Raw genomic sequence first — 26,227 nt, forward strand, 5'->3', positions numbered from 1 at the left:
GGGCCTGAGGAGTTCCCATGACGAACGAGACCGCCTTACCCTTCCGCGCGGGCCGCGAGGGATACGCGAGTTACCGGATCCCGGCGGTGGTCCGCGCCGCCTCCGGCGTCCTGCTCGCCTTCTGCGAGGGCCGCGTCGACTCCGCGCGGGACCACGGCAACATCGACATCGTCCTGAAGCGCTCCACGGACGGCGGCCGCACCTGGGGCCCGCTCCAGGTGGCGGCGAACAACGGCACGAACCTGGCCGGCAACCCCGCGCCCGTCGTCCTCGACACCGGCCGGATCCTGCTCGTCCACGTCCGGGCCTCCGGCGCCGTCAGCGAGGACGCCATCCTGCGCGGCACGGTCAAGGACGCGGACGGCCGCCGGGTGTGGGTGCAGCACAGCGACGACCACGGCGCGACCTGGTCGGGCCTGAAGGAGATCACCAAGCAGGTGAAGCGGACGGGCTGGCGCTGGTACGCCACCACGCCCGGCCACGCCCTCCAGTTGAGCACCGGCCGGGTCCTGGTCCCCGGCAACCACACCGTCCCGCCCGCAGGCACCGACGTCGGCAACGAGTCGAGGTACAACAGCGGCCACTGCCTGCTCAGCGACGACCGGGGCGTGACCTGGTACCTCGGCTACGTCGACGAGAACACCGACGGCTACGTCAACGTCAACGAGACCACCGCCGCCGAACTCCCCGACGGCCGCGTCTACTTCAACACCCGCAACGACTCCCCGTCGCCCGGCAACCGCGCCGACGCCCACTCCGGGGACGGCGGGCGGACCCTGGTCAGGCCGTTCCGTCCGCAGGCCGGACTGGTCGCCCCCGTCTGCGAGGGCAGCCTCCTCCAGCTCCGCGACCCCGACACGCTGCTCTACTCCGGCCCCGCCGACCCCGCCGTACGCGCCCTGATGACCCTGCGCGCCTCCACCGACGGCGGCGTCACCTGGCGGCCCGTGTACACGGTGAACGGGCTGCCCGCCGCCTACTCCGACCTGGTGCGGATCGACGCCGACACGCTCGGACTGCTCTACGAGACAGGTGACTTCGGCGCCTACGAGACGATCGCATTCCACAGAGTGCCGGTGGCGCGGCTCACCTGACCCGGTGACCGGACGGACACGCACGTAAAGTCGGCGCATGACCTCAACCGACAGTGCACAGCAGGCCCCCGCCAAGGACCCCTGGGACCTCCCCGACGTCTCCGGACTCGTCGTCGGCGTGCTCGGCGGGACCGGGCCGCAGGGCAAGGGCCTGGCCTACCGGCTCGCCAGGGCCGGCCAGAAGGTGATCATCGGCTCCCGGGCCACCGACCGCGCCCGGGCCGCCGCGGACGAAGTCGGCCACGGCGTCGAGGGCGCCGACAACGCCGAGACCGCGCGGCGCAGCGACGTCGTGATCGTCGCCGTGCCCTGGGACGGCCACGGCAAGACGCTGGAGTCGCTGCGCGAGGAACTGGCGGGCAAGCTCGTCGTCGACTGCGTCAACCCGCTCGGCTTCGACAAGAAGGGCGCCTACGCGTTGAAGCCGGAGGAGGGCAGCGCCGCCGAGCAGGCCGCCGCCCTGCTGCCGGACTCGCGGGTGGCCGCCGCCTTCCACCACCTGTCCGCGGTGCTGTTGCAGGACCCGGAGATCGACGCCATCGACACCGACGTCATGGTCCTCGGCGAGGAGCGCGCCGACGTGGAGATCGTGCAGGCGCTGGCCGGGCGCATCCCCGGCATGCGCGGTGTCTTCGCGGGCCGGCTGCGCAACGCCCACCAGGTCGAGTCGCTGGTCGCCAACCTGATCTCCGTCAACCGCCGCTACAAGGCGCACGCGGGACTGCGCGTCACCGACGTGTGACGACGCACGGCCGACGGACGGCCCGCGCCGCGACCGGCTGACGGCCGGCGCGTGGCCTTCGCGTGGTCGGCGCCCGCGCGCGGGTCGGCCGTCGGCGGGTGGCCCGTCCCGGGCGGGCGGCTCCATGGGGGACACTGGACGGCGCCAGCAGCAGTGTCCCCCGACAGGAGCCACCCCCATGTCCGCCATGCTCCCCTCCGACCCGGCCCGGCGAATCGGCCTCTACAGCCTCGTCGTCTGCGTCCTCGCCACCGCCGCGGCGGTCGTCTCCTTCGTGCAGGGCAGCTGGCTGGGTGTCGTCTGGGTCCTGATGGCGGGACTGTCGTCCAACATGACCTGGTACTACCTCAAGCGCGGCCGGGACCGGGCGCGGGGCGGCTCCGTCACGGGCTGACCGAGCAGTACTCGTTGGTGCCCTGCCAGAAGCGGTAGAGCTCCTGGCCGCAGTACGTGTCCTCGCCGCTGATGCCCATCCCGCGCAGGATCGTGTCGATCACGTCGAAGAAGGCGCTGTTGACCGACGGCACCCACAGCAGCGCGAACACGAACAGCAGCCCGAACGGCGCGAACGGCTCCACCTGGCGCTTCACGTTGTACGACAGCCAGGGCTCGATGACGCCGTAGCCGTCCAGGCCGGGCACCGGCAGGAAGTTCAGCAGCGCCGCCGTGACCTGGAGCAGGGCGAGGAAGGCGAGCGCCTGCCGGAAGTCGTGCGGCACGCCCTCCAGCGAGTCCAGCCAGAACGGGGCGGTGCACACGGCGGCGAACAGCACGTTCGTCAGCGGTCCCGCGGCGGAGATCAGGCTGTGCCGCCAGCGGCCCCGGATCCGCCCGCGCTCGATGAAGACGGCGCCGCCGGGGAGCCCGATCCCGCCCATGATCACGAACACCACGGGCAGCACGATGCTCAGCAGTGCGTGCGTGTATTTGAGGGGATTGAGGGTCAGATACCCCTTCTCGCCCACCGAGATGTCGCCGCTGTGCAGAGCGGTGCGCGCGTGCGCGTACTCGTGCAGGCAGAGGGACACGATCCACGCGGCCGTCACGAACAGGAACACGGCCACGCCGGGCTGCTCGGCGAAGCCGCTCCAGGTCGCCCAGCCGGTGACCGCCGTGACGGCCAGGATCCCGACGAAGACGGGGCTGATCCGCCGTTCGCCGTGGCGGGTGGTGGCGGTGGTCATGGAGGAGGCTCCTGTACTGCGCTCGGGTGTCGCGCTCGGTGGCTGTCCGGGAGGTCTGGAATGTCTGGGATGTCCGGGACGGTGGGGCGCCGGAGCGCCCGACCGTACCCGGCGTACGGGAAAACGTCTCGCGATCGGTCGCCGGTTCCCAGGAAGGTGGGGGCATGCTACTTCGGCGGGTGTTCCGCGCGGACCAGCGGATGGAGTGCTGCGGGAAGCACTTCGCGGCGGGCCCGGCCGCGGCGCCGGGGGAGGACCGGGCCGGGGACCGGATGCCCGAGAGCAGCGGCCTCGTGCGGGCTGTGAACCGGGGGTGCCTGGTCGGGCCGGAGGCGGCCGGTACGGGTCGGCGGCCGGAGCTGGGTACGGTTCAGGGGAGGCGGCCGGAGTGAGCCGCGTACGGCCGACGGCCGTAAGGTGCGGCGGAGGCGGCCGCCGCGAGCCACCGCGGAGACGGCCGCCCGACGTGCCGGGAACGCGACCGGCCCGGTCCGCGGGCGGTTTCCGCGGCCCGCCCCCTCGGGGGCACGCCTCGCCGACCGAACCCCGTGACCGGCCCCGACGCCACCGGAGACAATGGACCCCGTGCGCTACCGCATTCTCGGCACCACCCAGGCACTCCGCCCCGACGGCACGCCCGTCACGGTCGGCGGGGCACGGCTGCGCGCCCTGCTGACCGTGCTGGCCCTGCGGCCCGGCCGTACTGTGCCCGCGAGCCTGCTGGTCGACGAGGTGTGGGACGGCGACCCGCCCGCCGACGCCCCGGGCGCCCTCCAGGCGCTGGTCGGCCGGCTGCGCCGGGCGCTCGGCGCGGACGCGGTGGCCTCCGTCGAGGGCGGTTACCGGCTCACCGCCGCACCCGACGACATCGACCTGTACCGCTTCGACCGGCTGGCCGCCGACGGCCTGCGCGCCCTGGCCGACGACGACCCCGCGAAGGCCGCCGGCGTCCTGGACGACGCCCTCGCCCTGTGGCGCGGCCCCGTCCTCGCCGACCTCCCCGACCGCGCCGCGCAGGCCGCCCGCTGGGAGGCCCGGCACCTCGGCGCGCTGCGCGCCCGCCACACCGCCGCGCTCACCCTCGGCCAGGCCGACCAGTGCCTGCCCGAGCTGACCGCCCTGTGCGACGCCCACCCCCTGGACGAGCCGCTCCAGACGCTGCGCCTGCGCGCCCTGCGCGACGCGGGCCGCACCGCCGAGGCGCTGGCCGCCTACGAGGACGTACGACGGCTGCTCGCGGACCGGCTGGGCTCCGACCCGGGGCCGGAGCTGCGGGCGCTGCACGCGGCGTTGCTGAGCCCGCGGACGGAGGCCCGGCCCGCGGCGCGGCCGGCGCCCGGTGCGCGCCCGGCCGCCGACGGCTCGCGCGGCACCCCGCGGCTCGGCAACCTGCGCGCCCGGCTCACCTCGTTCGTCGGCCGCGAGGCCGACATCGAGACCATCCGGGGCGACCTCGCGAGCGCGCGGCTCGTCACCCTGCTCGGACCGGGCGGCGCCGGGAAGACCCGGCTGTCGCAGGAGTCCGCCGAGGCGGTGCGCGACGTGGCGCGTGACGGGGCGTGGCTGGCCGAGCTCGCGCCCGTCGACGACCCCGCCGCTGTGCCGGAGGCCGTGCTGACCGCCATCGGCGCCCGTGAGACCGTGCTGCACGGCGCCGGCGCCGAGGGCATCAGGGCGGCCGTCTCCGACCGGTACGACGACCCCGTGGAGCGGCTCGTCGAGCACTGCGCGAGACGCCGCATGCTGATCGTCCTCGACAACTGCGAACATGTCGTCGAGGCGGCCGCCCGGCTCGTCGAGGAGCTGCTGGAGCGCTGCCCGGAGCTGACCGTGCTCGCCACCAGCCGCGAACCCCTGGGCGTCCCGGGGGAGTTGCTGCGGCCGGTGGAGCCGCTGCCCGAGCCGGTCGCCCTACGGCTGCTGGCCGAGCGGGGCGCGGCCGCCCGACCCGGATTCCGGGTCGGGGACGATCCCGGCGCCTGTGCCGAGATCTGCCGACGGCTCGACGGGCTGCCCCTCGCCATCGAACTCGCGGCCGCCCGGCTGCGGATGCTGACGCCACGGCAGATCGCCGACCGGCTCGACGACCGCTTCCGGCTGCTCACCTCCGGAAGCCGTACGGTCCTGCCCCGCCAGCAGACCCTGCGCGCGGTCGTCGACTGGTCGTGGGACCTGCTCGACGAGGACGAACGGGACGTCCTGCGGCGCCTGTCGGTCTTCGCGGGCGGCTGCGACCTCGCCGCCGCCGAGGCCGTGTGCGGTCCGGCCGCGCTGGAGGCGCTGGGCTCCCTCGTCGACAAGTCCCTGGTGGTGGCGGCGCCGGCGTCGTCCCCCGGGTCTCCCCCCGCCTCGGACCGGGGCGCGGCGCCGGGACCGGAACACGCGTCGGCGCCGCGACCGGAACAGGGCCAGGAACAGGGCGCGGTGGCGGGACCGGACCACGGTTCGGGACAAGGCGCGGCGCGAGGGCCGGAACACGGGCCGGACCAAGAGGCGCCGCGAGCACCGGAACGAGCTTCTGACGGCGAGATGCGCTACCGCCTCCTGGAGACCGTCGCCGAATACGCGGGCGAGCGGCTCGACGAGGCGGGGCAGCGCGCCGAGGCGGAGCGCGCGCATCTGACGTACTACCGCGAACTGGCCCGCACCACCGACCCGTTGCTACGCGGCCCCGGCCAGCGCGCCGCCATCGAACGGTTCCAGACGGAGTACGAGAACCTGCGCACCGCGCTGCGTCACGCCGTCGCCGCCCGCGACGAGCAGGAAGGCCTGTGTCTCGTCCTGTCGCTCGTCTGGTACTGGCAGATGCGCGATCTGCGCATCGAGGCCCGCAGCTGGTGCACCGAGGTCATGACCCTCGGTCCCGACCCGTTCGCCGGGCCCGTCCGCCCGGCCGCCCCGGTGTGGCAGCGCTGCACGGACGCGCCGCCGCCGATGAACGGCGAGATCCTCGCCGAGGCCCGGCGCGGCCTGCACCTCGCCCATCTCGCCTGTATGGAGACCGAGCTCGCCGCCTGGCAGACCCCGCAGGCCCAGGCCAAGCTGCGCGTCATCACCGAGACCTACGAGCCCGGGATGCCGCAGATCTGCCGCGCCCCCGGGATGCTCTGGTTCTTCGCCGTGATGCTCACCAGCGACATGGACCGCGTCCGCGTCATCGGCGACGCCGCCGTGCGCACCTGCCGGGCCACCCCGGGCTTCGAGTGGGAGCTCGCCGGCAGTCTCCAGATGCGGGCCAACCTGCTGGCCAACCGCACCGAGTGGGTGGGCGACGCGGCCCGGGACGCCGACGAGTCGCTGGAGATCTTCGAGCGCCTCGGGGACGCCTGGGGCACCGCCGAGGCGCTCTCCGCCCGCGGCGAGGCCCATGAGCGCAAGGGCGCGTACCTGTCCGCCGCCGCCGACTACGAGGCGGCCGTCGAGCACGCCGACCGGCTGGGCGCCCGCGGCCAGGTGGAGCTCCTCACCGCCCGGCTCGGCAGCGCCCTGCTGGAGGCGGGGCGGCACGAGCAGGGCGAGCGGATGCTGCGCGAGGTGATCGACGGGCAGGACGGCGCCGCCCACGAGGCGATACCTTTCGCCCGGCTGTTCCTGGCCGGCTGGCTGGGCATCACCGGCCGTACGGCCGAGGCGCGCGAGCACGTCCGGCTGCTGCGCCAGGAGTTCGGACTGTCCAACTTCGTGGTCTTCGACGCCGTCATCCTGGGCGCGGAAGCCTGGCTGGACGCGGTCGACGGACATTACGAGGAGGCCCTCGTCACCATTCGGCGCGCCCTGGAAAAGGCGAGCGACCGCCTGGCGCAGACCATCGCCCCCCATATGCGCTCCGCCTACCTGTCCGTCGCCGCGATCGCCCTCAGCGGGGCCGACGGCGGCAGCCGCGCCCACGACGCGGCCCGCTGCCTGGGCGCCGCCGCCGCGCTCCTGCCCGCCGGCCATGTCGCCAGCAGTCTGGAGACCGCGGCGCTGGTCCGGGCGGTGGAGTTCACCCGCGGCGCCCTGGGCGAGGCGGAGTACGAGACGGCGTACGCGCGAGGCGCCGGACTCTCCTACGAGGAGGCCGCGGCCCTGGTGTGAGCGCCGCTCGCCGGTCCGGTGCCGCCCGCCGCCCCGCGCGGGGGACGTACGGGCGGGGCGGCGGGCTCCCCTCTCGGGAGTCCGCCGCCCCGCTGTGCCCCGAACCGCGCGTGACGCGTACGCCGGCGGGCCGGTGTGTCAGCTCTTGGTACGGAACTTGTGGATCGCGACCGGAGCCATCACCGCGGTGAGCGCCACCGACCAGCCCAGCGTCACCCACAGACCGTGCGCGACCGGACCGCCCACCATCAGCCCGCGCGCGGCGTCCGCGAGCGAGGAGAGCGGGTTGTAGTCGGTGAAGTTCTGCAGCCAGCCCGGCATCGACTGGGTCGGCGCGAAGATGGACGAGCCGAACTGGAGCGGCATCAGCACCAGGAAGCCCATCGCCTGCACGGACTGCGCGCTCTTCATGATCACGCCGAGGGTGAGGAACACCCACATCAGGGCCGAGCCGAAGATCGCGGACAGCCCCACGGAGGCGAACAGACCGGGCCAGTTGGTGATGTCGAAGCCGACCAGGACGCCGACGATCATGAGCACCGCGGTCGCGATCAGCATCCGCATGAGTTCCACCGCGATCTTGGCGAACAGCACCGAGCCGCGCCCGATCGGCAGGGACCGGAACCGGTCCATGACACCGGAGTTGAAGTCGGTGTTGAAGCCGGTGCCCACTCCCTGGGCCATGTTCATGCCCATCATGGCCATCAGGCCGGGCACGACGTACTGCACGTACGCCTGCTGGCCGCCGCCGAGCGACTGCCCGATGGAGCCGCCGAAGACGTACACGAACAGCAACGTGAAGATGACCGGGAACAGGATGGCGTCGAACATCGACTCCGGGTCCTGGCGGATCCACAGCAGGTTGCGGCGGATCAGGGCGCCGGTGTGGCGCAGATGGGCGCGCGGACCGATCGGCGCGTCGGCCTTGAGATCGGCCGGCTGGAGAGTGGCGGCGCTCATACGGCGACCTCCTCGCGGTCTTCGGCGGGCGTGGCGTCCTGCGGGGCACTGGCGCGGTGGCCGGTGAGGGACAGGAACACCTCGTCCAGGCTGGGCAGTTCGGTGCTGATGGAGGAGAGCGTGATACCGCGTGCGGTGACCGCGCCGACCACGGCGGTCAGCTGCTCGTCGCTCAGGATGGGCACGAGCAGGTCGCCGTTGGCCGCGTCCACGATCGTCGTGGCGAGCCCGGTGATGCCCAGTTCGTCGAGCATCCCGGCGAGCGGGCGCAGCTCCAGCGGATCGACCGGCCGCACGCGCAGGGTCCGTCCGCCGACCCGGGCCTTCAGCTCGTCGATGGCGCCGTTCGCGATCACCTTGCCGCGGTCGACCACGGTCAGTTCGGAGGCGAGCTGCTCGGCCTCCTCCATGTACTGGGTGGTCAGCAGGACGGTGACACCGTCCCCGACCATGGCCTTGACCTCGCTCCACACCTCGTTGCGGGTGCGCGGGTCGAGTCCGGTGGTCGGCTCGTCGAGGAAGAGGACGGCAGGGCGCCCGATCATCGAGGCCGCCAGGTCCAGCCGGCGCCGCATACCGCCGGAGTACGTGCTCGTCGGGCGCTTGGCCGCCTCGGTGAGCGAGAACCGCTCCAGCAGTTCGTCGGCACGGGTCCGGGCGTCCTTGCGCGACAGGTCGAGCAGCCGCCCGATCATGTAGAGGTTCTCCCAGCCGGGGAGCTTCTCGTCCACCGAGGCGTACTGCCCGGTCAGTCCGATCACCCGGCGCAGCTGCCGCGGCTGCCGCAGTACGTCGTAGCCGGCGACGGTGGCGTGTCCGGCGTCGGGAGCGGTGAGCGTGGACAGGATGCGGACGAGGGTGGTCTTCCCGGCGCCGTTCGGTCCGAGGACCCCCATCACGGTGCCCTCGCGCACGTCCAGGTCGACGCCGTCCAGCGCCTTGGTCTCCCCGAAGTGCTTCACCAGCCCCCGTACGGTGACGGCGGCCTGCCCGCCGGCGGGGTTCTTGTCGATTCGCGTCATGCCGATGACAGTGCCAGCCGCCACCGACAAACCACCTACAGGCCGCCGACACCCGCACCGACAGCGCCCACAGGCCGCCGACACCCGTACCGACGACGCCGGCGGAAGGGGCGCAGCCCCGCCGATGGGGGATGGTCGGCGGGGCTGCGTGGTGCGGCGATGGCTTCGAAGGGCGGTGCTAGTGGACGGAGTGCTCCTCGAGCGGGAACGTCCCGCCGACGACATCCTCGGCGAACGCCTTGGCCGCGTTGCCCATGACCTCACGCAGGTCGGCGTACTTCTTGACGAACTTCGGTACCCGGCCGCCGGTCAGCCCCAGCATGTCGGTCCACACCAGCACCTGCGCGTCCGTCTCCGGTCCCGCGCCGATGCCGACCGTCGGGATGTGCAGGACCCGGGTCACCTCGGCCGCGAGCTCCGCCGGGACCAGTTCCAGCACGACCGCGAACGCGCCCGCGTCCTGCACGGCCTTCGCGTCGCGCAGCAACTGCTGGGCGGCCTCCTCGCCGCGGCCCTGGACCCGGTAGCCCATGGCGTTGACGGACTGCGGGGTGAGGCCGATGTGGGCCATCACCGGGATGCCGGACTCCACAAGGAGCCGGATCTGCTCATGGGACCTTTCGCCGCCCTCCAGCTTGACGGCGCCGACCCCCGCCTCCTTCACCAGCCGGGTCGCCGAGCGCAGCGCCTGCACCGGGCCCTCCTGGTAGGAGCCGAAGGGGAGGTCGCCGACGATGAGGGCGCGCTGGGTGCCGCGCACGACCGCGGCCGACAGCATGGTCATCTCGTCGAGGGTCACGGGCACGGTGGTCTCGTACCCGAGGTGGCAGTTGCCCGCGGAGTCGCCGACGAGCATGACCGGGATCCCGGCCTCGTCGAAGACGGACGCGGTCATCGCGTCGTAGGCGGTGAGCATGGGCCACTTCTCGCCGCGTTCCTTGGCGGTGGCGAGGTCACGAACGGTGATACGGCGTGTGCCCTTCCCCCCGTACAGCGCTTTGCTGCCGTCGGAGGGCTTCGTCTGGGCAGCCGAAAGCTGCGTCATTGCAACGGCTCCTTACGTCATCTCGAGGCACCCTCACGGTGTCCCCGGATCGCCTCCATGGTGGCACCTCGCGTCGGGGAGGGCCAGGGGACCCCCTGTGAGGTTCCAGCCGACGTTCGGGCCGACGTCCGGGTCGCTGTCCGGGCCGACGATCGGGCCGGTGTCCCGGCCCGCGTAAGGTCTCGGTAAAGGATTTCCGATACGAGACGGTCTCGTATCGGAACGCGCCTAGGCTCGCCACCATGACTACTCCTGCCGTCCCGGCCTCCCGAATACCGGAAGAGGTGCACCGGCGACGCTGGGCGATCCTCGGTGTGCTGATGCTCAGCCTGCTGATCGTCGTCCTCGACAACTCCATCCTGAACGTCGCGATCAAGACGATCTCGACCCCGGCGCCCACCGGCCTGGGCGCCACGCAGAGCCAGCTGGAGTGGGCGATCAACGCCTACACCCTGGTCTTCGCGGGCCTGCTGTTCACCGCCGGACTGCTCGGCGACCGTCTCGGCCGCAAACTGGTCCTCCTCGGCGGTCTCGTCGTCTTCGGCATCGGCTCGGCCCTCGCCGCCGAGTCCGGCTCGCCCAGTCAGCTGATCGTCTTCCGCGCGGTGATGGGCCTGGGCGCCGCCTTCGTGATGCCCGCGACGCTCGCCGTCCTCATGAACGTGTTCGAGCGGGACGAGCAGCCGAAGGCCATCGGCATCTGGGCCGGCGGCGTGGGCCTGGCCATCGCCATCGGCCCGATCACCGGCGGTGTGCTGCTCGACCACTTCTGGTGGGGCTCGGTCTTCCTCATCAACGTGCCGATCGTGGTGCTCGCGATCGGGCTGATGGTGTGGCTGGTGCCCGACTCCCGGGACCCGAACCCCGGCCGTATCGACCCCGTCGGCGTGGTCCTGTCCGTCGTCGGCCTGGTCCTGCTCGTCTACGGCATCATCAAGGGCGGCCAGCTCGCCGACTTCACGGATCCCACCGTGCTGGCGACCGTCGCCGCCGGTCTCGCCGTCCTCGCCGCCTTCGTGGTGTTCGAGAAGCGCAGCGACCATCCGTCCATCGACATCACGTACTTCCAGAACAAGGTCTTCTCGGCGGCGATCGCCGTCATCGCGCTGGTCTTCTTCGCGCTGATGGGCGTGACCTTCTTCTCCGTCTTCTACACCCAGAGCGTGCGCGGCTACTCGCCGCTCCAGACCGGCCTGCTGATGCTGCCGCTCGCCGCCGCCCAGATGATCTTCGCGCCCCGGGCCCGGCTGGTCGTCGACCGCATCGGCATCAAGGCCACGACCACGGGCGCCATGCTCCTGATCGCGGCGACGCTGGCCGCGTTCGCCTCGTTCGAGGTGGACACGCCGATCTGGCTGCTGGAGGTCGTCTTCTTCCTCATGGGCACCGGCATGGCGCACATCATGACGCCGACCAGCGTCGTCATCATGCAGGCCCTGCCCCGCGAGAAGGCCGGCTCCGCGTCCGCGCTCAGCAACACCTTCCGGCAGGTCGGCGGCGCGCTCGGCATCGCCGTCCTCGGCTCGGTCCTGTCGGCCTCCTACCGCAGCGGCGTCGAGGACAAGCTCGGCGCGCTGCCGCCCGGGCTGCGCGACACGGCCGGCGAGTCCATCGAGGCCACACTGGGCGTCGCCGCCAAGCTGGGTGCCCGGGGCGAGGCCCTGGTCACGCCCGCCAACGACGCGTTCCTGCACGCGATGCACGTCACCGCGCTGTGCGGCGCCGGCATCGCCCTCGTGGGCGCGGCCGTCGTGGCGCTGTTCCTGCCGGGCCGGCCGACGTCCGGTCAGCAGGACGAGAAGGAGACGGAATTGGTGGTGGCGGGAGAGTAACGGACGGTGGTCCGGGGGGCAGACCTCAATAAGCCGGGGGGAATCACCGAGAATCATCCCAGCGCGACGAAGGGACGGACGACAGTGAGCCTCGCCGACACCAACACCGCTTCGGGGGCCCCCGCCAGAGGGCGCCCCCGGAGCGAGGCCGTGGAGCGCGCCATCATGGAGGGCGTGATGAAGCTCCTCGAGGACGGGGTGTCGCTGGCGGAGCTGTCGATAGAGCGCATCGCCCGCACCGCCGGCGTCGGCAAGGCCACCATCTACCGCCGCTGGAGCGGCAAGGAGGCCCTGTTCGTCGACGTGCTGCGCGCCGCCGAGCCCCCCGACCCCGTGCTCCCCGGCACCTCGATGCGCGACGACCTGATCGTCCTGCTGGAGTCGCAGCGCCGACGCGGCCTGGCCAGCCGCTCCTCGGCCATCCTGTACAACGTGCACGTCCAGATGAAGAGTTGCCCGACGATCTGGGCCGCCTACGACAGCACCGTCATCGCCCCCCGGCGCCGGCTCGCCGCCGAGATCCTGCGCCGGGGCCAGGAGAACGGCGAACTGCGCGCCGACATCGACGTGGAGCTCGCCAACGACCTGTTCATCGGCCCCATGCTCGTCCGCTCCGTGATGCGCCCGGACGGCGACCTGCCCGAGGATCTCGCCCAGCGGGTGGTCGACACGCTGCTCCAGGGACTGCGCCCGGTCGTCCCGCCCGGCCCGCGAACTCGGTTGTCCTGACCGGGCTCTGTCGTGCGGACCGGCCCGGTGCCGCGGGGTGAACTGTTCCCAAACGGCAAGCCCCGGCCCGAATGTGCGCGTTTCGTCACAGACCCCCCGGTCCGGTCCGTAAGCGGAACTCCCGGCGCCGCCCCGGGCGTCTTCGTGCCCGTACGGCCGTCATGGGGCGGCGGGGATCGGAGCCGATCATCCCCTAGGGTCATAGGGACGTGGGGGGACGACGGTGTGCTCGGCAGGTAGTGAGGCGACGGTATGGCGCAGCAGGCGTATGTGGCGGAGACGGACAACGGCGGCTCGGGGGACCAGCGCCGGGGCTCCCGGCTCCGGCGCCTGGCCGGGCGTCTGATCGGCGGCTGGCGCGGCGACCCGCGGATCTGGCGGCGCGGCCTCGTCCTCGCGGCCATCGCGCTGCTGCTGGCCCTGGTGATGCTGCTGCACTCGCGCATCCCGAACACCATCGGCAACCTCGGCAGCCTCACGGAGACGTTCCTGCCCTGGTGCGGGGTGCTCGTGCCGGTGCTGCTCGTCCTGGCGCTGGTGCGCAGGTCCGCGACCGCGCTGATCGCGGTGCTGCTGCCAGCGATCGTGTGGCTGAACCTCTTCGGCGGTCTGCTCACCGACAAGTCGGCCGCCGGCGGCGACCTCATGGTGGCCACCCACAACGTCAACGCCGACAACGCCGACCCCGAGGGCACCGCCCGTGAGGTCGCCGCGTCCGGCGCGGACGTGCTGGCCCTGGAGGAGCTGAAGGCGTCGGCGGTCCCGACGTACGAGAAGGCGCTGACGCCGACGTACAAGTACCACTCGGTGCAGGGCACCGTCGGGCTGTGGAGCAAGTACCCGCTGAGCGCGGTCGCGGCCGTCGACATCAAGCTGGGCTGGATCCGGGCGATGCGGGCGACGGTGGCGACCCCGGCGGGCGAGGTCGCGGTGTACGTCGCCCACCTGCCGTCGGTGCGGGTGAAGATGAACGCCGGGTTCACCGCGCGTCAGCGCGACAAGAGCGCCGACGCGCTGGGCGAGGCGATCGCGGACGAGAAGCTGGGCCGGAAGATCCTGCTCGGCGACCTCAACGGCACCATGAACGACCGCGCGCTCACCGCCGTCACCTCGCAGATGCGCTCCACGCAGGGCGCGGCGGGCAGCGGCTTCGGGTTCAGCTGGCCGGCGTCGTTCCCGATGGCGCGGATCGACCAGATCATGGTGCAGGGCGTGGAGCCGGTCAGTTCGTGGTCGCTGCCGGCCACCGGCAGCGACCACCTGCCGGTGGCGGCGCGTGTGAACCTGGCCACAGACGGCTCCTGAGATTCCGTCCCCAGCGGACGGCTCCTGAGATTCCGTCGCAACCTCGTCGTCACCCACTGGAATACTCGGCCTGAGAGACTTTGTTCCGTACTTGAACATACGAGGTACGGAACTCCCTTCGAAAGGCCCCTCATGCCCCTGGCCCTGCTCGCCCTCGCCGTCGGTGCCTTCGGCATCGGGACGACCGAGTTCGTGATGATGGGGCTGCTCCCCGAGGTCGCGGACGACCTGCACATCTCCATCCCCGGCGCCGGACACCTCGTCTCCGCCTACGCGCTCGGTGTCGTCGTCGGCGCCCCGCTGCTGGCCGCGGCCACCGCGCGGCTGTCCCGCCGTAGTGTCCTCATCGGTCTGATGGCCCTGTTCGTGGCCGGCAACGCCCTCTCCGCCCTCGCCCCCGACTACCACTACCTGCTGGCCGCCCGCTTCCTCAGCGGTCTCCCGCACGGCGCCTTCTTCGGCGTCGGCGCGGTCGTCGCGACGACCATGGTGGGCCCGGAGCGCAGGGCCCGTTCTGTCTCGCTGATGTTCCTCGGCCTGACCGTCGCCAACATCGCGGGCGTCCCGGTCGCCACCCTCATGGGCCAGCACCTCGGCTGGCGGGCCACGTTCCTCGGTGTCAGCGCGATCGGGCTCGCGGCGATCGTCTCGCTGGCGCTGCTGATCCCGCGCGACCACGGGCACGCGGCCGCCACCGGGCTGCGCGGCGAACTGGCCGCGCTGCGGTCCCTGCCGGTGTGGCTGGCGCTCGGCACGACGGTCGCGGGCTTCGGCGCGCTGTTCTCCGCGTACAGCTACATCACGCCGATGCTCACCGACGCCGCCGGGTACGCCGACTCCAGCGTGACGCTGCTGCTGGCGCTGTTCGGCGTTGGCGCCACCGTGGGCAACCTGCTCGGCGGACGCCTCGCGGACCACGCGATGCGCCGCACGCTCTTCGGCGGCCTGGCCGCGCTGGTCGCCGTGCTGGCGGTCTTCCCGCTGCTGATGCGTACGGAGTGGAGCGCGGGCCTGGCGGTGATCCTGCTCGGTGTCGCCGCGTTCGTCACCGGGTCGCCGCTCCAGCTGATGGTCATGGAGAAGGCGACGGCGGCGCCGTCCCTGGCGTCCTCCGCCAACCAGGCCGCCTTCAACCTGGCGAACGCCGGCGGCGCCTGGATCGGCGGGCTGGCCCTGGCGGCGGGCTTCGGCGTGACCTCCCCGGCACTCGCCGGGGCGGGGCTCGCGGTGCTGGGCCTCGCGGTGGCGGCCGTCGCCTACGCGGTGGACGCCCGCCGCACGGCCGCGCCGGCCGGGCGGGAACGCGTGGTCGCCACGCACGTGGTCGACCGCCCTGGCGTCCTCCACCACTGAACGCCCACGGCCCGGCCCGTGGGCGGGGTCAGCGGCCCGGCTCCGGTGGGTCGAAGCGGGCGAGGTCGCGCAGCCAGGTCCCGGCCGTGCCGTCGGACGGCGCGCGCCAGTCGCCGCGCGGTGAGAGCGAACCACCGGCCGAGACCTTCGGCCCGTTCGGCATGGCCGAGCGCTTGAACTGCGCGAACCCGAAGAAGCGCCGGCAGAACACCTCCAGCCAGCGCCGGATCTCCGGCAGGTCGTACGCCACCCGTTCGGCCTCGGGGAAACCCGGCGGCCAGGCACCGCGGGCCGGGTCGTGCCACGCGTGCCAGGCCAGGAAGGCGATCTTCGACGGCCGGAAGCCGTAGCGCAGCACGTGGAAGAGCGTGAAGTCGTGCAGCGCGTACGGGCCGATCTTGGACTCGGTGGACTGCATCTCCTCGCCCGGCACCAGCTCCGGGCTGATCTCGGTGTCGAGGATCGCGGCGAGCGTCCGGTCGGTGTCCTCGCCGAACTGGTGGCTGCCGATGACCCAGCGGATCAGATGCTGGATCAGCGTCTTGGGCACACCCGAGTTGACGTTGTAGTGGCTCATCTGGTCGCCCACGCCGTACGTGGACCAGCCGAGCGCCAGCTCCGAGAGGTCACCGGTGCCGAGCACGATGCCGCCGCGCTGGTTGGCGAGCCGGAACAGGTAGTCGGTGCGCAGTCCGGCCTGCACGTTCTCGAAGGTGACGTCGTAGACCGCCTCGCCGGCGGCGAAGGGGTGGCCCATCTCCTTCAGCATCAGCCGGGCGGTCGGCGTGATGTCCAGCTCGGCCGCGGTGACGCCGAGGGAGCGCATCAGCTCGTGCGCGTTGTTCTTGGTGTGGTCGCTGGTGGCGAAGCCGGGCAGGGTGAAGGCGAGGATGTCGCCGCGCGGGCGGCCCGCCCGGTCCATCGCGCGGGCGGCGACGATCAGCGCGTGCGTGGAGTCGAGACCGCCGGACACCCCGATGACCACCTTCGGGCCACCGATCGCCGCGAGCCGCTGCTGGAGCCCCGCGACCTGGATGTTGTACGCCTCGTAGCAGTCCTGGGCCAGCCGGTCGGGGTCCGCGGGCACGAACGGGAAGCGCTCGACGCGGCGCCGCAGTCCCAGGTCGCCGGTCGGCGGGTCCAGCCGGAACGACACCGTCCGGAAGTCCGCGGTGCGGGCGGCGTGGGTGCGCCGGTTGTCGTCGAAGCTGCCCGTCCGGAGCCGCTCCTGCCGCAGCAGGTCGAGGTCCACGTCGGCCACGGCGAACTGGTCGTCGAGCGGGAAGCGGTCGGACTCGGCCAGCAGCGCCCCGTTCTCGTAGATCATCGTCTGGCCGTCCCAGGACAGGTCGGTGGTCGACTCGCCCAGGCCGGCCGCCGCGTAGACGTACGCGGCGATGCAGCGCGAGGACGCCGAACGGCACATCAGCCTGCGGTCCTCGGCCCGGCCGACCGTGATCGGGCTGCCGGAGAGGTTGGCGAGGACGGTGGCGCCCGCGAGGGCCGCCTCGGTGCTCGGCGGCACCGGCACCCACATGTCCTCACAGATCTCCGTGTGCAGCACCAGGCCCGGGACGTCGTCCGCGGCGAACAGCAGGTCCACGCCGAACGGCACCGACTCCCCGCCGACCCGGATCGTGCCGCCGCGCTCGTCGTCGCCCGCGGCGATCTGCCGGCGCTCGTAGAACTCCCGGTAGTTCGGCGGGTAGGACTTGGGCACGACACCGAGGATCCGGCCGCGGTGCACGAGCACCGCGCAGTTGTAGACCCGGTTGCGGTGGCGCAGCGGGGCACCCACGACCAGGACCGGCAGCAGTTCCGCCGAGCCCGCCACCACCGTCCCGAGCGCCTCCTCGACCTGGTCGAGCAGCGCGTCCTGGAGCAGCAGGTCCTCGATCGAGTAGCCGCACAGTCCCATCTCCGGGAAGACGGCGACGGCGACCCCCTCCCCGGCGCACCTGCGGGCCTGGCGGAGGACCGCCTCGGCGTTGGCGTGCGGGTCCGCGATGACGGTGTGGCCCGTGCAGGCGGCGACGCGCGCGAAGCCGTGCTGGTAGAGCGACCGGAAGTTCAGAGGAGGCACGGGTCCAGTGTAATCGTCAGAGCGACGCGATGGGGTGACGGGGCCTTCCCCGCGCACGCGAAGGGGCGCGGAACGACAGCGTCCCGCGCCCCTTCGCGTGCGGTGTGCCGCCCGTGGCTCAGTGGCGACGGTACGACTGGACGTAGCCGTTCGCGGGCGAGCCCACGCCGGTCACGTCGTCGTAGCCCTTCACGGCCTTCAGAGAGCTGTCCGCGCCGAGGCTGCGCACCGAGGTGGCCAGGCCGTCGGTGGCGTCGTAGCCGTTCACGAAGTCCAGTCGGGCGACGGCCAGTCCGGAGCCGGTCGGGTGGTCCGTGACGTCGTGGTACGCCTTCGTGCCGTACTTCGCGTAGATCGACGGGTTGGCGAAGCCGAGCGCCTTGCCGCCGCGGGCCTCCTGGGCGAGAGCCTGCACGGCCGCGATGACCGGCGCGGCCAGCGAGGTGCCGCCGATGCGGTACTCGCTGTACGCCTCGGTCCCGTCCGCCTGGGTCTGCGTCTGGCCGACCTTGAAGCCGGTGTTCGGGTCGGCGATCGCGGAGATGTCCGGGACCACGCGGTTGCCGGCGGCGCTGTTGGCCTTGGCGAGCGCGTTCGGGACGACACCCCTCTGGTAGAAGGGCTCCGCCACCGTCGCGCTGGTGCCGCCGCCCGCGCCCGAGGTGAACGCGCCGGGGAAGTCCGTCCAGCTCTTCCCGTCGGCCGACAGGGTGGCCTTCTCGGTGCCCCAGCCGGTCTCCCACAGGTACGTGTCGCCCTTGCCGACCGCCAGCGAGGTACCGCCGACCGCCGTCACCCATGCCGAGTTGGCCGGGGTGTCGACCTGCTTCGTCCCGGTGTTGGCGACCTCGTCGCCGTTGTCGCCGGAGGAGAAGTAGAAGCCGATGCCCTCGACCGCGCCGAACTGGAAGACCTGGTCGTAGGCGGCGGCGAGGTCCGGCGTCTGGTTGGCCTCGATGTCGCCCCAGGAGTTGGAGACGATGTCGGCCAGGTGGTTGTCGACGATCTTGCTGAGCGAGTCGAGCAGGTCGTCGTCGTAGCAGGACGCGGCGCCCACGTAGGTGACCTGGGCGGCGGGCGCGACCGCGTGCACGGCCTCGACGTCGAGGGTCTCCTCGCCGTACCAGCCGGCGGCCCCGCACTCCTCGGTCTTCGTGTAGGTGCCGGGCAGCACCTGGCGCAGCTGGCCGGTCTTCCAGCCCGCGTCGCCGTGCTTCTTCGCGTAGGTGGCGACGTCGTGGGCGATGGTGGGCGAGGCGTACGCGTCGGTGATGGCGATACGCACGCCCTTGCCGGTGTAGCCGCCCGCGCCGTAGGCGGCGCGCAGTTGCTTGCCGGTGTAGCCCTGGACGGCGTACGGGATCTTCTTGCCGTACGCCTTCGGCAGGGTGGCCGCGATGTTCGAGCCGTAGTACGAGGAGAACGGCCCGGCGTTCTTGAACACGGCGTCCGGCGGCGGCAGTTGGTCCTTGGCGCTCGCCCGGTGCGGGGCGTTGTCCAGGCCGGTGACGGTCAGGACGGCGCCGTCCAGCGCCTCGGGCGCCGAGGCCGCCTTCTGCGGCGCGCGGTAGGTCCGCGAGCCCTTGGCGTAGTTGTGCAGCTGGGTGCCGAACGCCTTCTCGGCGGCGGCCACGTCACCGGTGACGGAGACGTAGTGCCGCGTCGTGCCCGTGACCTTCAGTCCGGCCGACTCCAGCCAGGACTTGACCGCCTTCACCTGGGCCGGGCTCGCGCCGAAGCGGGCCTGGGCCTGGTCGTCGCTCAGATACGTGCCGTAGGCGGCGGAGGCCGGGTCGGACACGGCCTTCGCGTACGCGGCGAGACCGGCCGCGTCCCGGCCGGCCAGGTAGACCCGGGCGGAGACCTGGGCGGCGTTCGACGTCGCGCCCTTGTCGGCCTTGGCCGTGGCCCAGGCGGGCTTGGTGCCCGCGAGCGTGTCGCGGCCCGGGTTGTCCACGGCCTGCGCCGCGGGTATGCCGATCGCCAGCGCGCCCGCGAGCATCGGCAGTGTCGCTGCCAGGCTCACGCCGGCGCGCACCTTGGCGCGGTTGGATCTCATGGAACCCCCTGTGCGGTTCGTGGCGAGTGGATCACTCGTGGTGGCCACTCTTTCGATGAACCGTTCATGTCAGGGGAATAAACAGACCAAGAAGACCCCAAGGAAGCGCTGTCCGTGCTGATTTGAGGCTTTGGTCCGGTCCGCGGCGGGCTGCCCCCGACCGGGCCGTGCTGCGAACGCGCCGTCGCGCCGCGCTGCCTTCGACCGGGCCGTGCTACGAACGCGCCGTCGCGCCGCGCTCCTTGAGCATGTCCGCCATCAGATCGATCTCCGACTGCTGTGAGTCGACCATGCCCTGCGCGAGCCGCTTCTCCACCCCGACCGCGCACTTGGCGACACAGCCCTCGGCCATGTGGATACCGCCCTTGTGATGGTCCGTCATGAGCTGGAGGTAGAAGACCTCGGCCTGCTTGCCGCTGAGCGTGCCGAGCTTCTTCATCTCGGTGTTGGTCGCCATGCCCGGCATCAGCGCGCCGTCCTTGCCGGAGGCCATGTCGCCCATGCCCATCCACGTCATCGGCGCGTCGGAGGACACCTTCGGCAGCTCCCACAGGTCGAGCCAGCCCAGCAGCATGCCGCGCTGGTTGGCCTGCGTCTGCGCGATGTCGTAGGCGAGCCGCCGCAGTTCGGGGTCCTTCGTGCGGTCGCGCACGATGTACGACATCTCGACGGCCTGCTGGTGGTGCACCGCCATGTCCCGCGCGAACCCGGCGTCCGCGGAGTCCGCGGTGGGGACGGCGTCCCCGGAGCCGTGCTCCTCGGCGACCGAGTAGGTGATCGCGCCGGCCGCGACGAGCAACGCCGCCGCGGCCCCCGCGACCAGTCCGACGTGCCTCACTGCGAGAGCCCACCCGTGCAGGCCGCACCCGGCTCGGGGGTCTGCGCGCCCTGGACGAACTTCTCGAAGAACGCGTCGACGTCCGGGTCGCTCGCGCTCGTCACCGTGCGCTGGTTCGCCCACGCGGTCAGCATGATCGGGTCCTTTTGGCCGTCGTCGGGGCTCATCAGCGTGTACGGCGTCTTCTTCACCTTCGCCGCCAGCGCGTCGACGTCGGCCTTGGCGGCCTTGCTGTTGTACGTCACCCACACCGCGCCGTGCTCCAGCGAGTGCACGGCGTTCATGTCGTTCAGCGCCTTGGCGTAGACGTCACCGTTGCAGTTCATCCAGACCTGGTTGTGGTCCCCGCCGACCGGCGGCTCGGTCGGGTACTTCACGGTCTTGGCGACGTGGGTCCGGCCCAGCGTCCCCTTCCACGTCTTCACCCCGTCCTTGCCGGTGACGAAGTGCCCCGAGGTCTTCGCGTCGCTCGCCGTGTCGTCGCCGGACTGCGACCGCACGACGAACACGCCACCGGCCACGAGCCCGGCGACCACGACCGCGCTCGCCGCGACCACGAGGATCCGGTTGCGCCGCTCACGGGCCTGCTCGGCACGTCGCATCTCCGCTATACGGGCCTGGCGCGCCGCGCCGCTGCTCTTCTTGGCGGAAGCCATGGGATGTCCTTCTGGGGAAAGGGGCGGGACGACGGGGTCCATCGGGTCCGCTGATCGTAATGGGACGGCCCCGGCCACTCGTAGAGAGGTCACAGGAAAGTCCGGATCGATACGATCGGGCCGGGCGATCCGGCGGGGCGATCCGGCGGGGCGATCCCGCGGGGCAGATAATTTGCGCATTATCTACCCTGTGGGTATGCGGCTGCTGCGTTCCACCGATCTCGCCCTGCGCGTCCTCATGCGGCTCGCCGTCACCGACGGGTCCAGTCCCACGACCCGCGAGGTGGCGGCGGACATGGACGTGCCGTACACCCACACCGCCAAGGTCGTCGCCGAACTCCAGCACATGGGGCTGCTCGACGCCCGCCGCGGCCGGGGCGGCGGACTCGCGCTCACCGCGAAGGGCCGTACGGAGTCCGTGGGCGCCGTCGTCCGCAGCTTCGAGGGCACGGGCGACGTCGTCGACTGCGAGGGCGCCACGCCCTGCCCCCTGAACACCGCCTGCGGGCTGCGCGGAGCCCTGCGCCGGGCCCAGGAGGCGTTCTACGCCTCGCTGGACCCGGTCACGCTGGAGGACATCGTGGCGGCGCCGACGGGCCCGCTGCTGCTGGAGATCTCCCGGCCGACGTGACGCGCCGAGCGGTGTCCGCGGCCGCCGGTGCCGGCACGTGGAGGCCCGCCGGTCAGTGACCCGTGTGCCGCGCCGCGACGGAGACGTGGTCGCCGCCGGCACCCTCACCCTCGTCCCCGCCGGTGCCGGCGCTGTCGCCGGATCCGGCGGCGGGCAGGCACTTGCCGATCGTGACGAAGAGGAGCACCAGCCCCGCGGTCAGCAGCGTGTGGCCGAGCCCGGCGACCATGGCGATGCCCTCGCCGCTCGTGTGCCCCAGCACCGTGAGCGAGCCGTGCAGGGTCATCATGGCGACGGTGACCGCCAGACCGGCGTTGTAGATCCAGTAGAACCAGCCGAAGAGCCGGCTGGAGGTCAGGGTGAACTGCTTCTCCAGCACCAGGACGATGAGGAAGAACAGCATGCCGAGGGCCAGGAGATGGGTGTGCACGACGGCGAGCTGGGTGTCGCCGGTGAAGTCCTCGGCCTTGGTGAGCTCGCGGTAGTACAGGCCGCTGACCACACCGATGACCATGTAGAGGTGTGCCGTGTTGAGGATCTTCCGCATGGATGCCGTCCCCCTGGGCGTCGAGTGAGTGATCCCCCCACCTTGCGCACCGCCCGTCCGGCCATCAACGATGAACCCGGCAACGAGTCATAACCGGCGGCTAATACGTCCGAAGGACCGCACGTGGAGCTGCGCGACATCGAGATCTTCCTCGCCCTGGCCGAGGAGCTGCACTTCGGCCGCACCGCGCGGCGGCTGCATGTCACCCAGGCCCGGGTCAGCCAGTCGATCAAGAAGCAGGAGCGGCGGATCGGGGGCCTGCTGTTCGAGCGCACCAGCCGCGTGGTGCGCCTGACCCCGCTGGGCGAGCTGCTGCACCGTCATCTCGGCGCGGGGTACCGGGAGATCACCGAGGGCATCGCGGCCGCCACCGCCGCCGCCCACGGGACACAGGCGCTGACCCTCGGCACGATGGGCCCGCACTCCTGGATGCTCGCGGACGCCGTGGCACGGTTCCAGGACAGGCTGCCGACGGTCCGGGTGCAGTTCCGGGAGATCCAGCCGCCCGCCCCGCTCGACCTGCTGCGCTCCGGCGAGGTGGACGTCGCGGTGCTCTGGCTGCCGGTCGACGAACCCGATGTCACCGTGGGGCCGGTGGTCCACGTCTCCCGGGTCGTGCTGATGACCGGCACCACGCACCCCTACGCCCGGCGCGAGGCCGTCGTCCTGGAGGACCTCGGCGACTGCGTGATCGTGGCCGGCCGTTCGCTGCCCGTGTCGATGGAGGTGGCGCTCAACCCCTTCCACACCCCCTCCGGGCGGCCCGTCCCGCGCGGGCCCGAGGTGTCGACCTGGCAGGAGATCCTCAACACGGTCGCCACCGGCGACGCCGTGGCCGCGGTCTCCGCCGAGGCGGCCGACTTCTACCCCTGGCCCCACCTAGCCTTCGTGCCGATCACCGACGCCCCGCCCTGCCGGTGGGCCCTGGTCTGGCGTACGGCAGCGGAGACGCCCCTCCTGCGGTCCTTCGTCCAGGCCGTGTCCGACGCGCCGCCGTCCGGCGAGGAGACCCGCCGGCGCTCGCTGCCGACGGCGACGACGCCCTCGAACACGCCCGGACGGGCCGCCCCCCGGGCCTAGCCCGGACCTCCCGGCCACACGCGCCTGGACGGGCCGCCCGTCGTACCCAGCCCGGGCCGCCCGCCCCCGCCCCCGCGCGTCCTGGTGTCAGGCGGCCCCCGCCAGCCACAGGTCCGGGCCGAACACCTCGTAGTGGATGTCCGCGGCGGCCACCCCCTTGTCGAGCAGCTGTCCCCGGACCGCCCGCATGAACGGCAGCGGACCGCACAGGTACGCGCGCGTGCCCGGGGGGACGGCGACATCGGTCAGGTCGACCAGGCCCGGGCGGGCGGCCCCGGCGGCGTCGTCCTGGTACCAGAAGTGGACCGCCGCCTCAGGCAGCTTCGCCGCGTAGGCCTCGTGGTCGTCGCGCAGGGCGTGGTGGGCGGGGGAGCGGTCGCCGTGCACGACGGTGACCGGAGCCGGGTGCCCGGCGTCCGCGAGCTGCGCCAGCATCGAGATCATCGGGGTCACGCCGATGCCCGCGGAGGCGAGCAGCAGCGGGGTGCCGGCGGTGCCGTCGAGCACGAGGTCGCCGCGGGGCGCCGACAGCCGAAGGACGCTGCCCTCCACCACGTGCGCGTGCAGGTGGTTGGAGACCTCGCCCTCGGGTCCCGGTGTGCCGGGCTCCCGCTTGACGCTGATCTGCCGCTGCGTGGCGTCGGGTGCGCCGGAGAGGCTGTACTGCCGTATCTGGCGGGCGCCGTCGGGGAGTTCGACCTGCACGGAGACGTACTGCCCCGCCCGGAAGGCGGGCACCGGGCCGCCGTCGACGGGCCGCAGCCGGAAGGTGACGACGTCGGCGGTCTCCGTGACCCGTGCCACGACCTCCCACTCCCGGTGTCCGGGTTCGCGGGTCTCCTCGGACAGCCGCTTCTCGATCGCGATCAGCGCGTTCGCCATCAGCCAGTAGACCTCGGTCCAGGCGGCCGCGACCTCGGGGGTGACGGCCTCGCCGAGCACGTCGGCGATGGCGGCGAAGAGGTGCTCGTGGACGAGCGCGTACTGCTCGGGCGTGACGCCCAGCGAGGCGTGCTTGTGGGCGATGCGGCCCAGCAGCGCGTCCGGGCGCCGGTCCGGGTGCTCCAGCAGGTGCGCCGCGAAGGCGGCGATGGATCCGGCCAGCGCCTCGCGCTGGGTGCCGGCGGCCTGGTTGCCGCGGTTGAACAGATCGCGCAGCAGCTCGGGACGGGCGGCGAACAGCCCGGCGTAGAAGCGCTCGGTGATCTCGCCGAGGGCCGCGCCCACGGCGGGGAGGGTGGCGCGGACGGTGGTTGCGGACTGCTCGGACAGCATCGGGGGGCTCCTCGGCCTCGGTGGGAACGACGCTCGGACACCTGCACGGTAGTTAAACTTGCATCTGCAATGCAAATTAAAGAGCGGGGCGGGGACGGACGTGGGCGGCCATGACGAATGCCGGTGCGAACAGGCAAGATGGGCGGCAGAGCAGTACACCTGCCGTACGTGAGTCGTTCAGGCCGATTACGTCCGGGCGATCAAGGTCCGCAACGCGCGTGAAACGCTGTTGTGGTGGGATGCTCAGGTGCCCGACCGCTTCCCGTGCTGCGGGAGACAGGCGGCCTGACCAGCAAGGATGGGGAAGCGGAAGATGGACAAGCAGCAGGAGTTCGTGCTCCGGACCTTGGAGGAACGCGACATCCGTTTCGTACGCCTGTGGTTCACGGACGTGCTGGGCTTCCTCAAGTCCGTCGCCGTGGCCCCGGCCGAGCTGGAACAGGCCTTCGACGAGGGCATCGGTTTCGACGGCTCGGCGATCGAGGGCTTCGCCCGGGTCTACGAGTCCGACATGATCGCCAAGCCGGACCCGTCCACCTTCCAGGTCCTGCCGTGGCGCGCGGAGGCCCCCGGCACCGCCCGTATGTTTTGCGACATCCTCATGCCGGACGGCTCCCCGTCCTTCGCCGACCCGCGCTACGTCCTCAAGCGCGCCCTGGCCCGCGCCTCCGACCTCGGCTTCACCTTCTACACCCACCCCGAGATCGAGTTCTTCCTGCTGAAGAGCAAGCCCCTCGACGGCTCCCGCCCGACCCCCGCCGACAACTCCGGCTACTTCGACCACACTCCGCAGAACGTCGGCATGGACTTCCGCCGTCAGGCGATCACCATGCTGGAGTCGATGGGCATCTCGGTCGAGTTCTCGCACCACGAGGGCGCCCCCGGCCAGCAGGAGATCGACCTGCGCTACGCGGACGCGCTGTCCACGGCCGACAACATCATGACGTTCCGCCTGGTCATGAAGCAGGTGGCGCTGGAGCAGGGCGTCCAGGCGACGTTCATGCCGAAGCCGTTCTCGGAGTTCCCGGGCAGCGGCATGCACACGCACCTCTCCCTGTTCGAGGGCGACCGCAACGCGTTCTACGAGTCGGGTGCCGAGTTCCAGCTCTCCAAGGTCGGCCGCTCCTTCATCGCGGGCCTGCTGCGGCACGCGGCGGAGATCTCGGCGGTCACCAACCAGTGGGTCAACTCCTACAAGCGCATCTGGGGCGGCTCCGAGCGCACCGCGGGCGCGGGCGGCGAGGCCCCCTCGTACATCTGCTGGGGCCACAACAACCGCTCCGCGCTGGTCCGCGTCCCGATGTACAAGCCGGGCAAGACCGGCTCCGCCCGCGTGGAGGTCCGCTCCCTCGACTCCGGCACGAACCCGTACCTGGCCTACGCCGTCCTCCTCGCCGCCGGCCTCAAGGGCATCGAGGAGGGCTACGAACTGCCGCCCGGTGCCGAGGACGACGTCTGGGCGCTGTCCGACGCCGAGCGCCGCGCGATGGGCATCGAGCCCCTCCCGCAGAACCTCGGCGAGGCCCTGAGCCTCATGGAGCGCAGCGACCTCCTCGCCGACACCCTCGGCGAACACGTCTTCGACTTCTTCCTGCGCAACAAGCGCGCGGAATGGCACGAGTACCGCAGCGAGGTCACCGCCTTCGAGCTGCGGAAGAACCTGCCGGTGCTGTAGCCGCGTGCCGCAGCGGCTCTCCCGCCGCCGCGACGAACGG

The 26,227-nt window shown here is 72.1% G+C and carries 21 protein-coding genes; 11 read left to right on the top strand and 10 right to left on the bottom strand.

From position 1 onward, the window contains the following. The first annotated feature begins 17 nt into the window (after positions 1 to 17). From ACWCQK_RS17040 to ACWCQK_RS17050, 3 genes are all read left to right on the top strand, one after another. Positions 18 to 1,094: a sialidase family protein gene (locus ACWCQK_RS17040; RefSeq protein ID WP_451155933.1), complete on the top strand. Its 1,077-nt coding sequence runs from the start codon at positions 18 to 20 to the stop codon at positions 1,092 to 1,094. Between the two features lie 37 nt (positions 1,095 to 1,131). Continuing rightward, a complete protein-coding gene (npdG, locus tag ACWCQK_RS17045; protein WP_451155934.1) occupies positions 1,132 to 1,836 on the top strand; it encodes an NADPH-dependent F420 reductase in 705 nt (234 codons plus the stop codon). 178 nt (positions 1,837 to 2,014) lie between these two features. Next, entirely contained in the window at positions 2,015 to 2,230 is a 216-nt protein-coding gene (locus ACWCQK_RS17050; protein ID WP_451155935.1) for a hypothetical protein, read from the top strand. Here the strand turns inward: ACWCQK_RS17050 and ACWCQK_RS17055 are convergent. Further along, positions 2,220 to 3,020: a site-2 protease family protein gene (locus tag ACWCQK_RS17055; protein WP_451155936.1), complete on the bottom strand. Its 801-nt coding sequence runs from the start codon at positions 3,018 to 3,020 to the stop codon at positions 2,220 to 2,222. The genes ACWCQK_RS17050 and ACWCQK_RS17055 overlap by 11 nt on opposite strands. 576 nt (positions 3,021 to 3,596) lie before the next feature. On the opposite strand from ACWCQK_RS17055, the gene ACWCQK_RS17060 reads away from it, so the two are divergent. Then, on the top strand, positions 3,597 to 7,097 hold the full coding sequence (locus tag ACWCQK_RS17060) for a BTAD domain-containing putative transcriptional regulator (protein WP_451155937.1): 3,501 nt from the start codon (positions 3,597 to 3,599) through the stop codon (positions 7,095 to 7,097). A gap of 138 nt (positions 7,098 to 7,235) precedes the next feature. On the opposite strand, the gene ACWCQK_RS17065 is transcribed toward ACWCQK_RS17060, so the two are convergent. From ACWCQK_RS17065 to panB, 3 genes are all read right to left on the bottom strand, one after another. Continuing rightward, positions 7,236 to 8,057, bottom strand: coding sequence for an ABC transporter permease (locus tag ACWCQK_RS17065; RefSeq protein WP_451155938.1), 822 nt, complete (start codon positions 8,055 to 8,057; stop codon positions 7,236 to 7,238). Continuing rightward, positions 8,054 to 9,079, bottom strand: coding sequence for an ATP-binding cassette domain-containing protein (locus ACWCQK_RS17070; RefSeq protein WP_451155939.1), 1,026 nt, complete (start codon positions 9,077 to 9,079; stop codon positions 8,054 to 8,056). Before ACWCQK_RS17070 ends, ACWCQK_RS17065 begins: the two co-directional genes overlap by 4 nt. Positions 9,080 to 9,257: 178 nt before the next feature. After that, positions 9,258 to 10,124, bottom strand: a complete 867-nt coding sequence (gene panB, locus ACWCQK_RS17075; protein WP_451155940.1) for a 3-methyl-2-oxobutanoate hydroxymethyltransferase — start codon at positions 10,122 to 10,124, stop codon at positions 9,258 to 9,260. Positions 10,125 to 10,366: 242 nt separating this feature from the next. Between panB and ACWCQK_RS17080 the strand changes: the two genes are divergently transcribed. From ACWCQK_RS17080 to ACWCQK_RS17095, 4 genes are all read left to right on the top strand, one after another. Beyond that, positions 10,367 to 11,956: an MFS transporter gene (locus ACWCQK_RS17080; protein ID WP_451155941.1), complete on the top strand. Its 1,590-nt coding sequence runs from the start codon at positions 10,367 to 10,369 to the stop codon at positions 11,954 to 11,956. Between the two features lie 84 nt (positions 11,957 to 12,040). Further along, on the top strand, positions 12,041 to 12,685 hold the full coding sequence (locus ACWCQK_RS17085) for a TetR/AcrR family transcriptional regulator (RefSeq protein WP_451155942.1): 645 nt from the start codon (positions 12,041 to 12,043) through the stop codon (positions 12,683 to 12,685). Positions 12,686 to 12,937: 252 nt separating this feature from the next. Further along, on the top strand, positions 12,938 to 13,990 hold the full coding sequence (locus ACWCQK_RS17090; protein ID WP_451155943.1) for an endonuclease/exonuclease/phosphatase family protein: 1,053 nt from the start codon (positions 12,938 to 12,940) through the stop codon (positions 13,988 to 13,990). Between the two features lie 132 nt (positions 13,991 to 14,122). Continuing rightward, positions 14,123 to 15,343, top strand: a complete 1,221-nt coding sequence (locus ACWCQK_RS17095; protein WP_451155944.1) for an MFS transporter — start codon at positions 14,123 to 14,125, stop codon at positions 15,341 to 15,343. A gap of 28 nt (positions 15,344 to 15,371) precedes the next feature. Here ACWCQK_RS17095 and ACWCQK_RS17100 read toward each other — a convergent pair whose 3' ends face one another. From ACWCQK_RS17100 to ACWCQK_RS17115, 4 genes are all read right to left on the bottom strand, one after another. After that, complete coding sequence (locus tag ACWCQK_RS17100) at positions 15,372 to 17,417, bottom strand: NAD(+) synthase (protein ID WP_451156037.1); 2,046 nt, start codon at positions 17,415 to 17,417, stop codon at positions 15,372 to 15,374. 127 nt (positions 17,418 to 17,544) lie between these two features. After that, entirely contained in the window at positions 17,545 to 19,485 is a 1,941-nt protein-coding gene (locus tag ACWCQK_RS17105; RefSeq protein ID WP_451155945.1) for a S53 family peptidase, read from the bottom strand. Positions 19,486 to 19,699: 214 nt separating this feature from the next. Continuing rightward, positions 19,700 to 20,323, bottom strand: coding sequence for a DUF305 domain-containing protein (locus ACWCQK_RS17110; RefSeq protein ID WP_451155946.1), 624 nt, complete (start codon positions 20,321 to 20,323; stop codon positions 19,700 to 19,702). Beyond that, entirely contained in the window at positions 20,320 to 20,979 is a 660-nt protein-coding gene (locus ACWCQK_RS17115; RefSeq protein WP_451155947.1) for a DUF3105 domain-containing protein, read from the bottom strand. Before ACWCQK_RS17115 ends, ACWCQK_RS17110 begins: the two co-directional genes overlap by 4 nt. 196 nt (positions 20,980 to 21,175) lie before the next feature. On the opposite strand from ACWCQK_RS17115, the gene ACWCQK_RS17120 reads away from it, so the two are divergent. Further along, positions 21,176 to 21,610, top strand: coding sequence for an RrF2 family transcriptional regulator (locus ACWCQK_RS17120; RefSeq protein WP_451155948.1), 435 nt, complete (start codon positions 21,176 to 21,178; stop codon positions 21,608 to 21,610). Between the two features lie 52 nt (positions 21,611 to 21,662). Here the strand turns inward: ACWCQK_RS17120 and ACWCQK_RS17125 are convergent, their stop codons facing one another. Beyond that, complete coding sequence (locus tag ACWCQK_RS17125; RefSeq protein WP_451155949.1) at positions 21,663 to 22,157, bottom strand: DUF2871 domain-containing protein; 495 nt, start codon at positions 22,155 to 22,157, stop codon at positions 21,663 to 21,665. Positions 22,158 to 22,280: 123 nt separating this feature from the next. Between ACWCQK_RS17125 and ACWCQK_RS17130 the strand changes: the two genes are divergently transcribed. Beyond that, entirely contained in the window at positions 22,281 to 23,237 is a 957-nt protein-coding gene (locus ACWCQK_RS17130; RefSeq protein WP_451155950.1) for a LysR family transcriptional regulator, read from the top strand. Positions 23,238 to 23,324: 87 nt separating this feature from the next. On the opposite strand, the gene ACWCQK_RS17135 is transcribed toward ACWCQK_RS17130, so the two are convergent. Continuing rightward, on the bottom strand, positions 23,325 to 24,512 hold the full coding sequence (locus tag ACWCQK_RS17135; RefSeq protein WP_451155951.1) for a globin domain-containing protein: 1,188 nt from the start codon (positions 24,510 to 24,512) through the stop codon (positions 23,325 to 23,327). A 313-nt stretch (positions 24,513 to 24,825) separates the two neighbouring features. Here ACWCQK_RS17135 and glnA point away from each other — a divergent pair, with 313 nt between their 5' ends. Then, positions 24,826 to 26,187, top strand: coding sequence for a type I glutamate--ammonia ligase (gene glnA / locus ACWCQK_RS17140; protein WP_385787051.1), 1,362 nt, complete (start codon positions 24,826 to 24,828; stop codon positions 26,185 to 26,187). The last annotated feature ends 40 nt before the right edge of the window (positions 26,188 to 26,227 follow it).

The organism is Streptomyces sp. NPDC002306 (genome assembly GCF_053593435.1).

What these genes read in the sequence shown, in the direction of transcription:
- ACWCQK_RS17040 (WP_451155933.1), top strand. Translation starts at nt 18, where the DNA reads ATGACGAACGAGACCGCCTTACCCTTCCGCGCGGGCCGCGAGGGATAC.
- npdG (WP_451155934.1), top strand. Translation starts at nt 1,132, where the DNA reads ATGACCTCAACCGACAGTGCACAGCAGGCCCCCGCCAAGGACCCCTGG.
- ACWCQK_RS17050 (WP_451155935.1), top strand. Translation starts at nt 2,015, where the DNA reads ATGTCCGCCATGCTCCCCTCCGACCCGGCCCGGCGAATCGGCCTCTAC.
- ACWCQK_RS17055 (WP_451155936.1), bottom strand. Translation starts at nt 3,020, where the DNA reads ATGACCACCGCCACCACCCGCCACGGCGAACGGCGGATCAGCCCCGTC.
- ACWCQK_RS17060 (WP_451155937.1), top strand. Translation starts at nt 3,597, where the DNA reads ATGGACCCCGTGCGCTACCGCATTCTCGGCACCACCCAGGCACTCCGC.
- ACWCQK_RS17065 (WP_451155938.1), bottom strand. Translation starts at nt 8,057, where the DNA reads ATGAGCGCCGCCACTCTCCAGCCGGCCGATCTCAAGGCCGACGCGCCG.
- ACWCQK_RS17070 (WP_451155939.1), bottom strand. Translation starts at nt 9,079, where the DNA reads ATGACGCGAATCGACAAGAACCCCGCCGGCGGGCAGGCCGCCGTCACC.
- panB (WP_451155940.1), bottom strand. Translation starts at nt 10,124, where the DNA reads ATGACGCAGCTTTCGGCTGCCCAGACGAAGCCCTCCGACGGCAGCAAA.
- ACWCQK_RS17080 (WP_451155941.1), top strand. Translation starts at nt 10,367, where the DNA reads ATGACTACTCCTGCCGTCCCGGCCTCCCGAATACCGGAAGAGGTGCAC.
- ACWCQK_RS17090 (WP_451155943.1), top strand. Translation starts at nt 12,938, where the DNA reads ATGGCGCAGCAGGCGTATGTGGCGGAGACGGACAACGGCGGCTCGGGG.
- ACWCQK_RS17095 (WP_451155944.1), top strand. Translation starts at nt 14,123, where the DNA reads ATGCCCCTGGCCCTGCTCGCCCTCGCCGTCGGTGCCTTCGGCATCGGG.
- ACWCQK_RS17105 (WP_451155945.1), bottom strand. Translation starts at nt 19,485, where the DNA reads ATGAGATCCAACCGCGCCAAGGTGCGCGCCGGCGTGAGCCTGGCAGCG.
- ACWCQK_RS17115 (WP_451155947.1), bottom strand. Translation starts at nt 20,979, where the DNA reads ATGGCTTCCGCCAAGAAGAGCAGCGGCGCGGCGCGCCAGGCCCGTATA.
- ACWCQK_RS17120 (WP_451155948.1), top strand. Translation starts at nt 21,176, where the DNA reads ATGCGGCTGCTGCGTTCCACCGATCTCGCCCTGCGCGTCCTCATGCGG.
- ACWCQK_RS17125 (WP_451155949.1), bottom strand. Translation starts at nt 22,157, where the DNA reads ATGCGGAAGATCCTCAACACGGCACACCTCTACATGGTCATCGGTGTG.
- ACWCQK_RS17135 (WP_451155951.1), bottom strand. Translation starts at nt 24,512, where the DNA reads ATGCTGTCCGAGCAGTCCGCAACCACCGTCCGCGCCACCCTCCCCGCC.
- glnA (WP_385787051.1), top strand. Translation starts at nt 24,826, where the DNA reads ATGGACAAGCAGCAGGAGTTCGTGCTCCGGACCTTGGAGGAACGCGAC.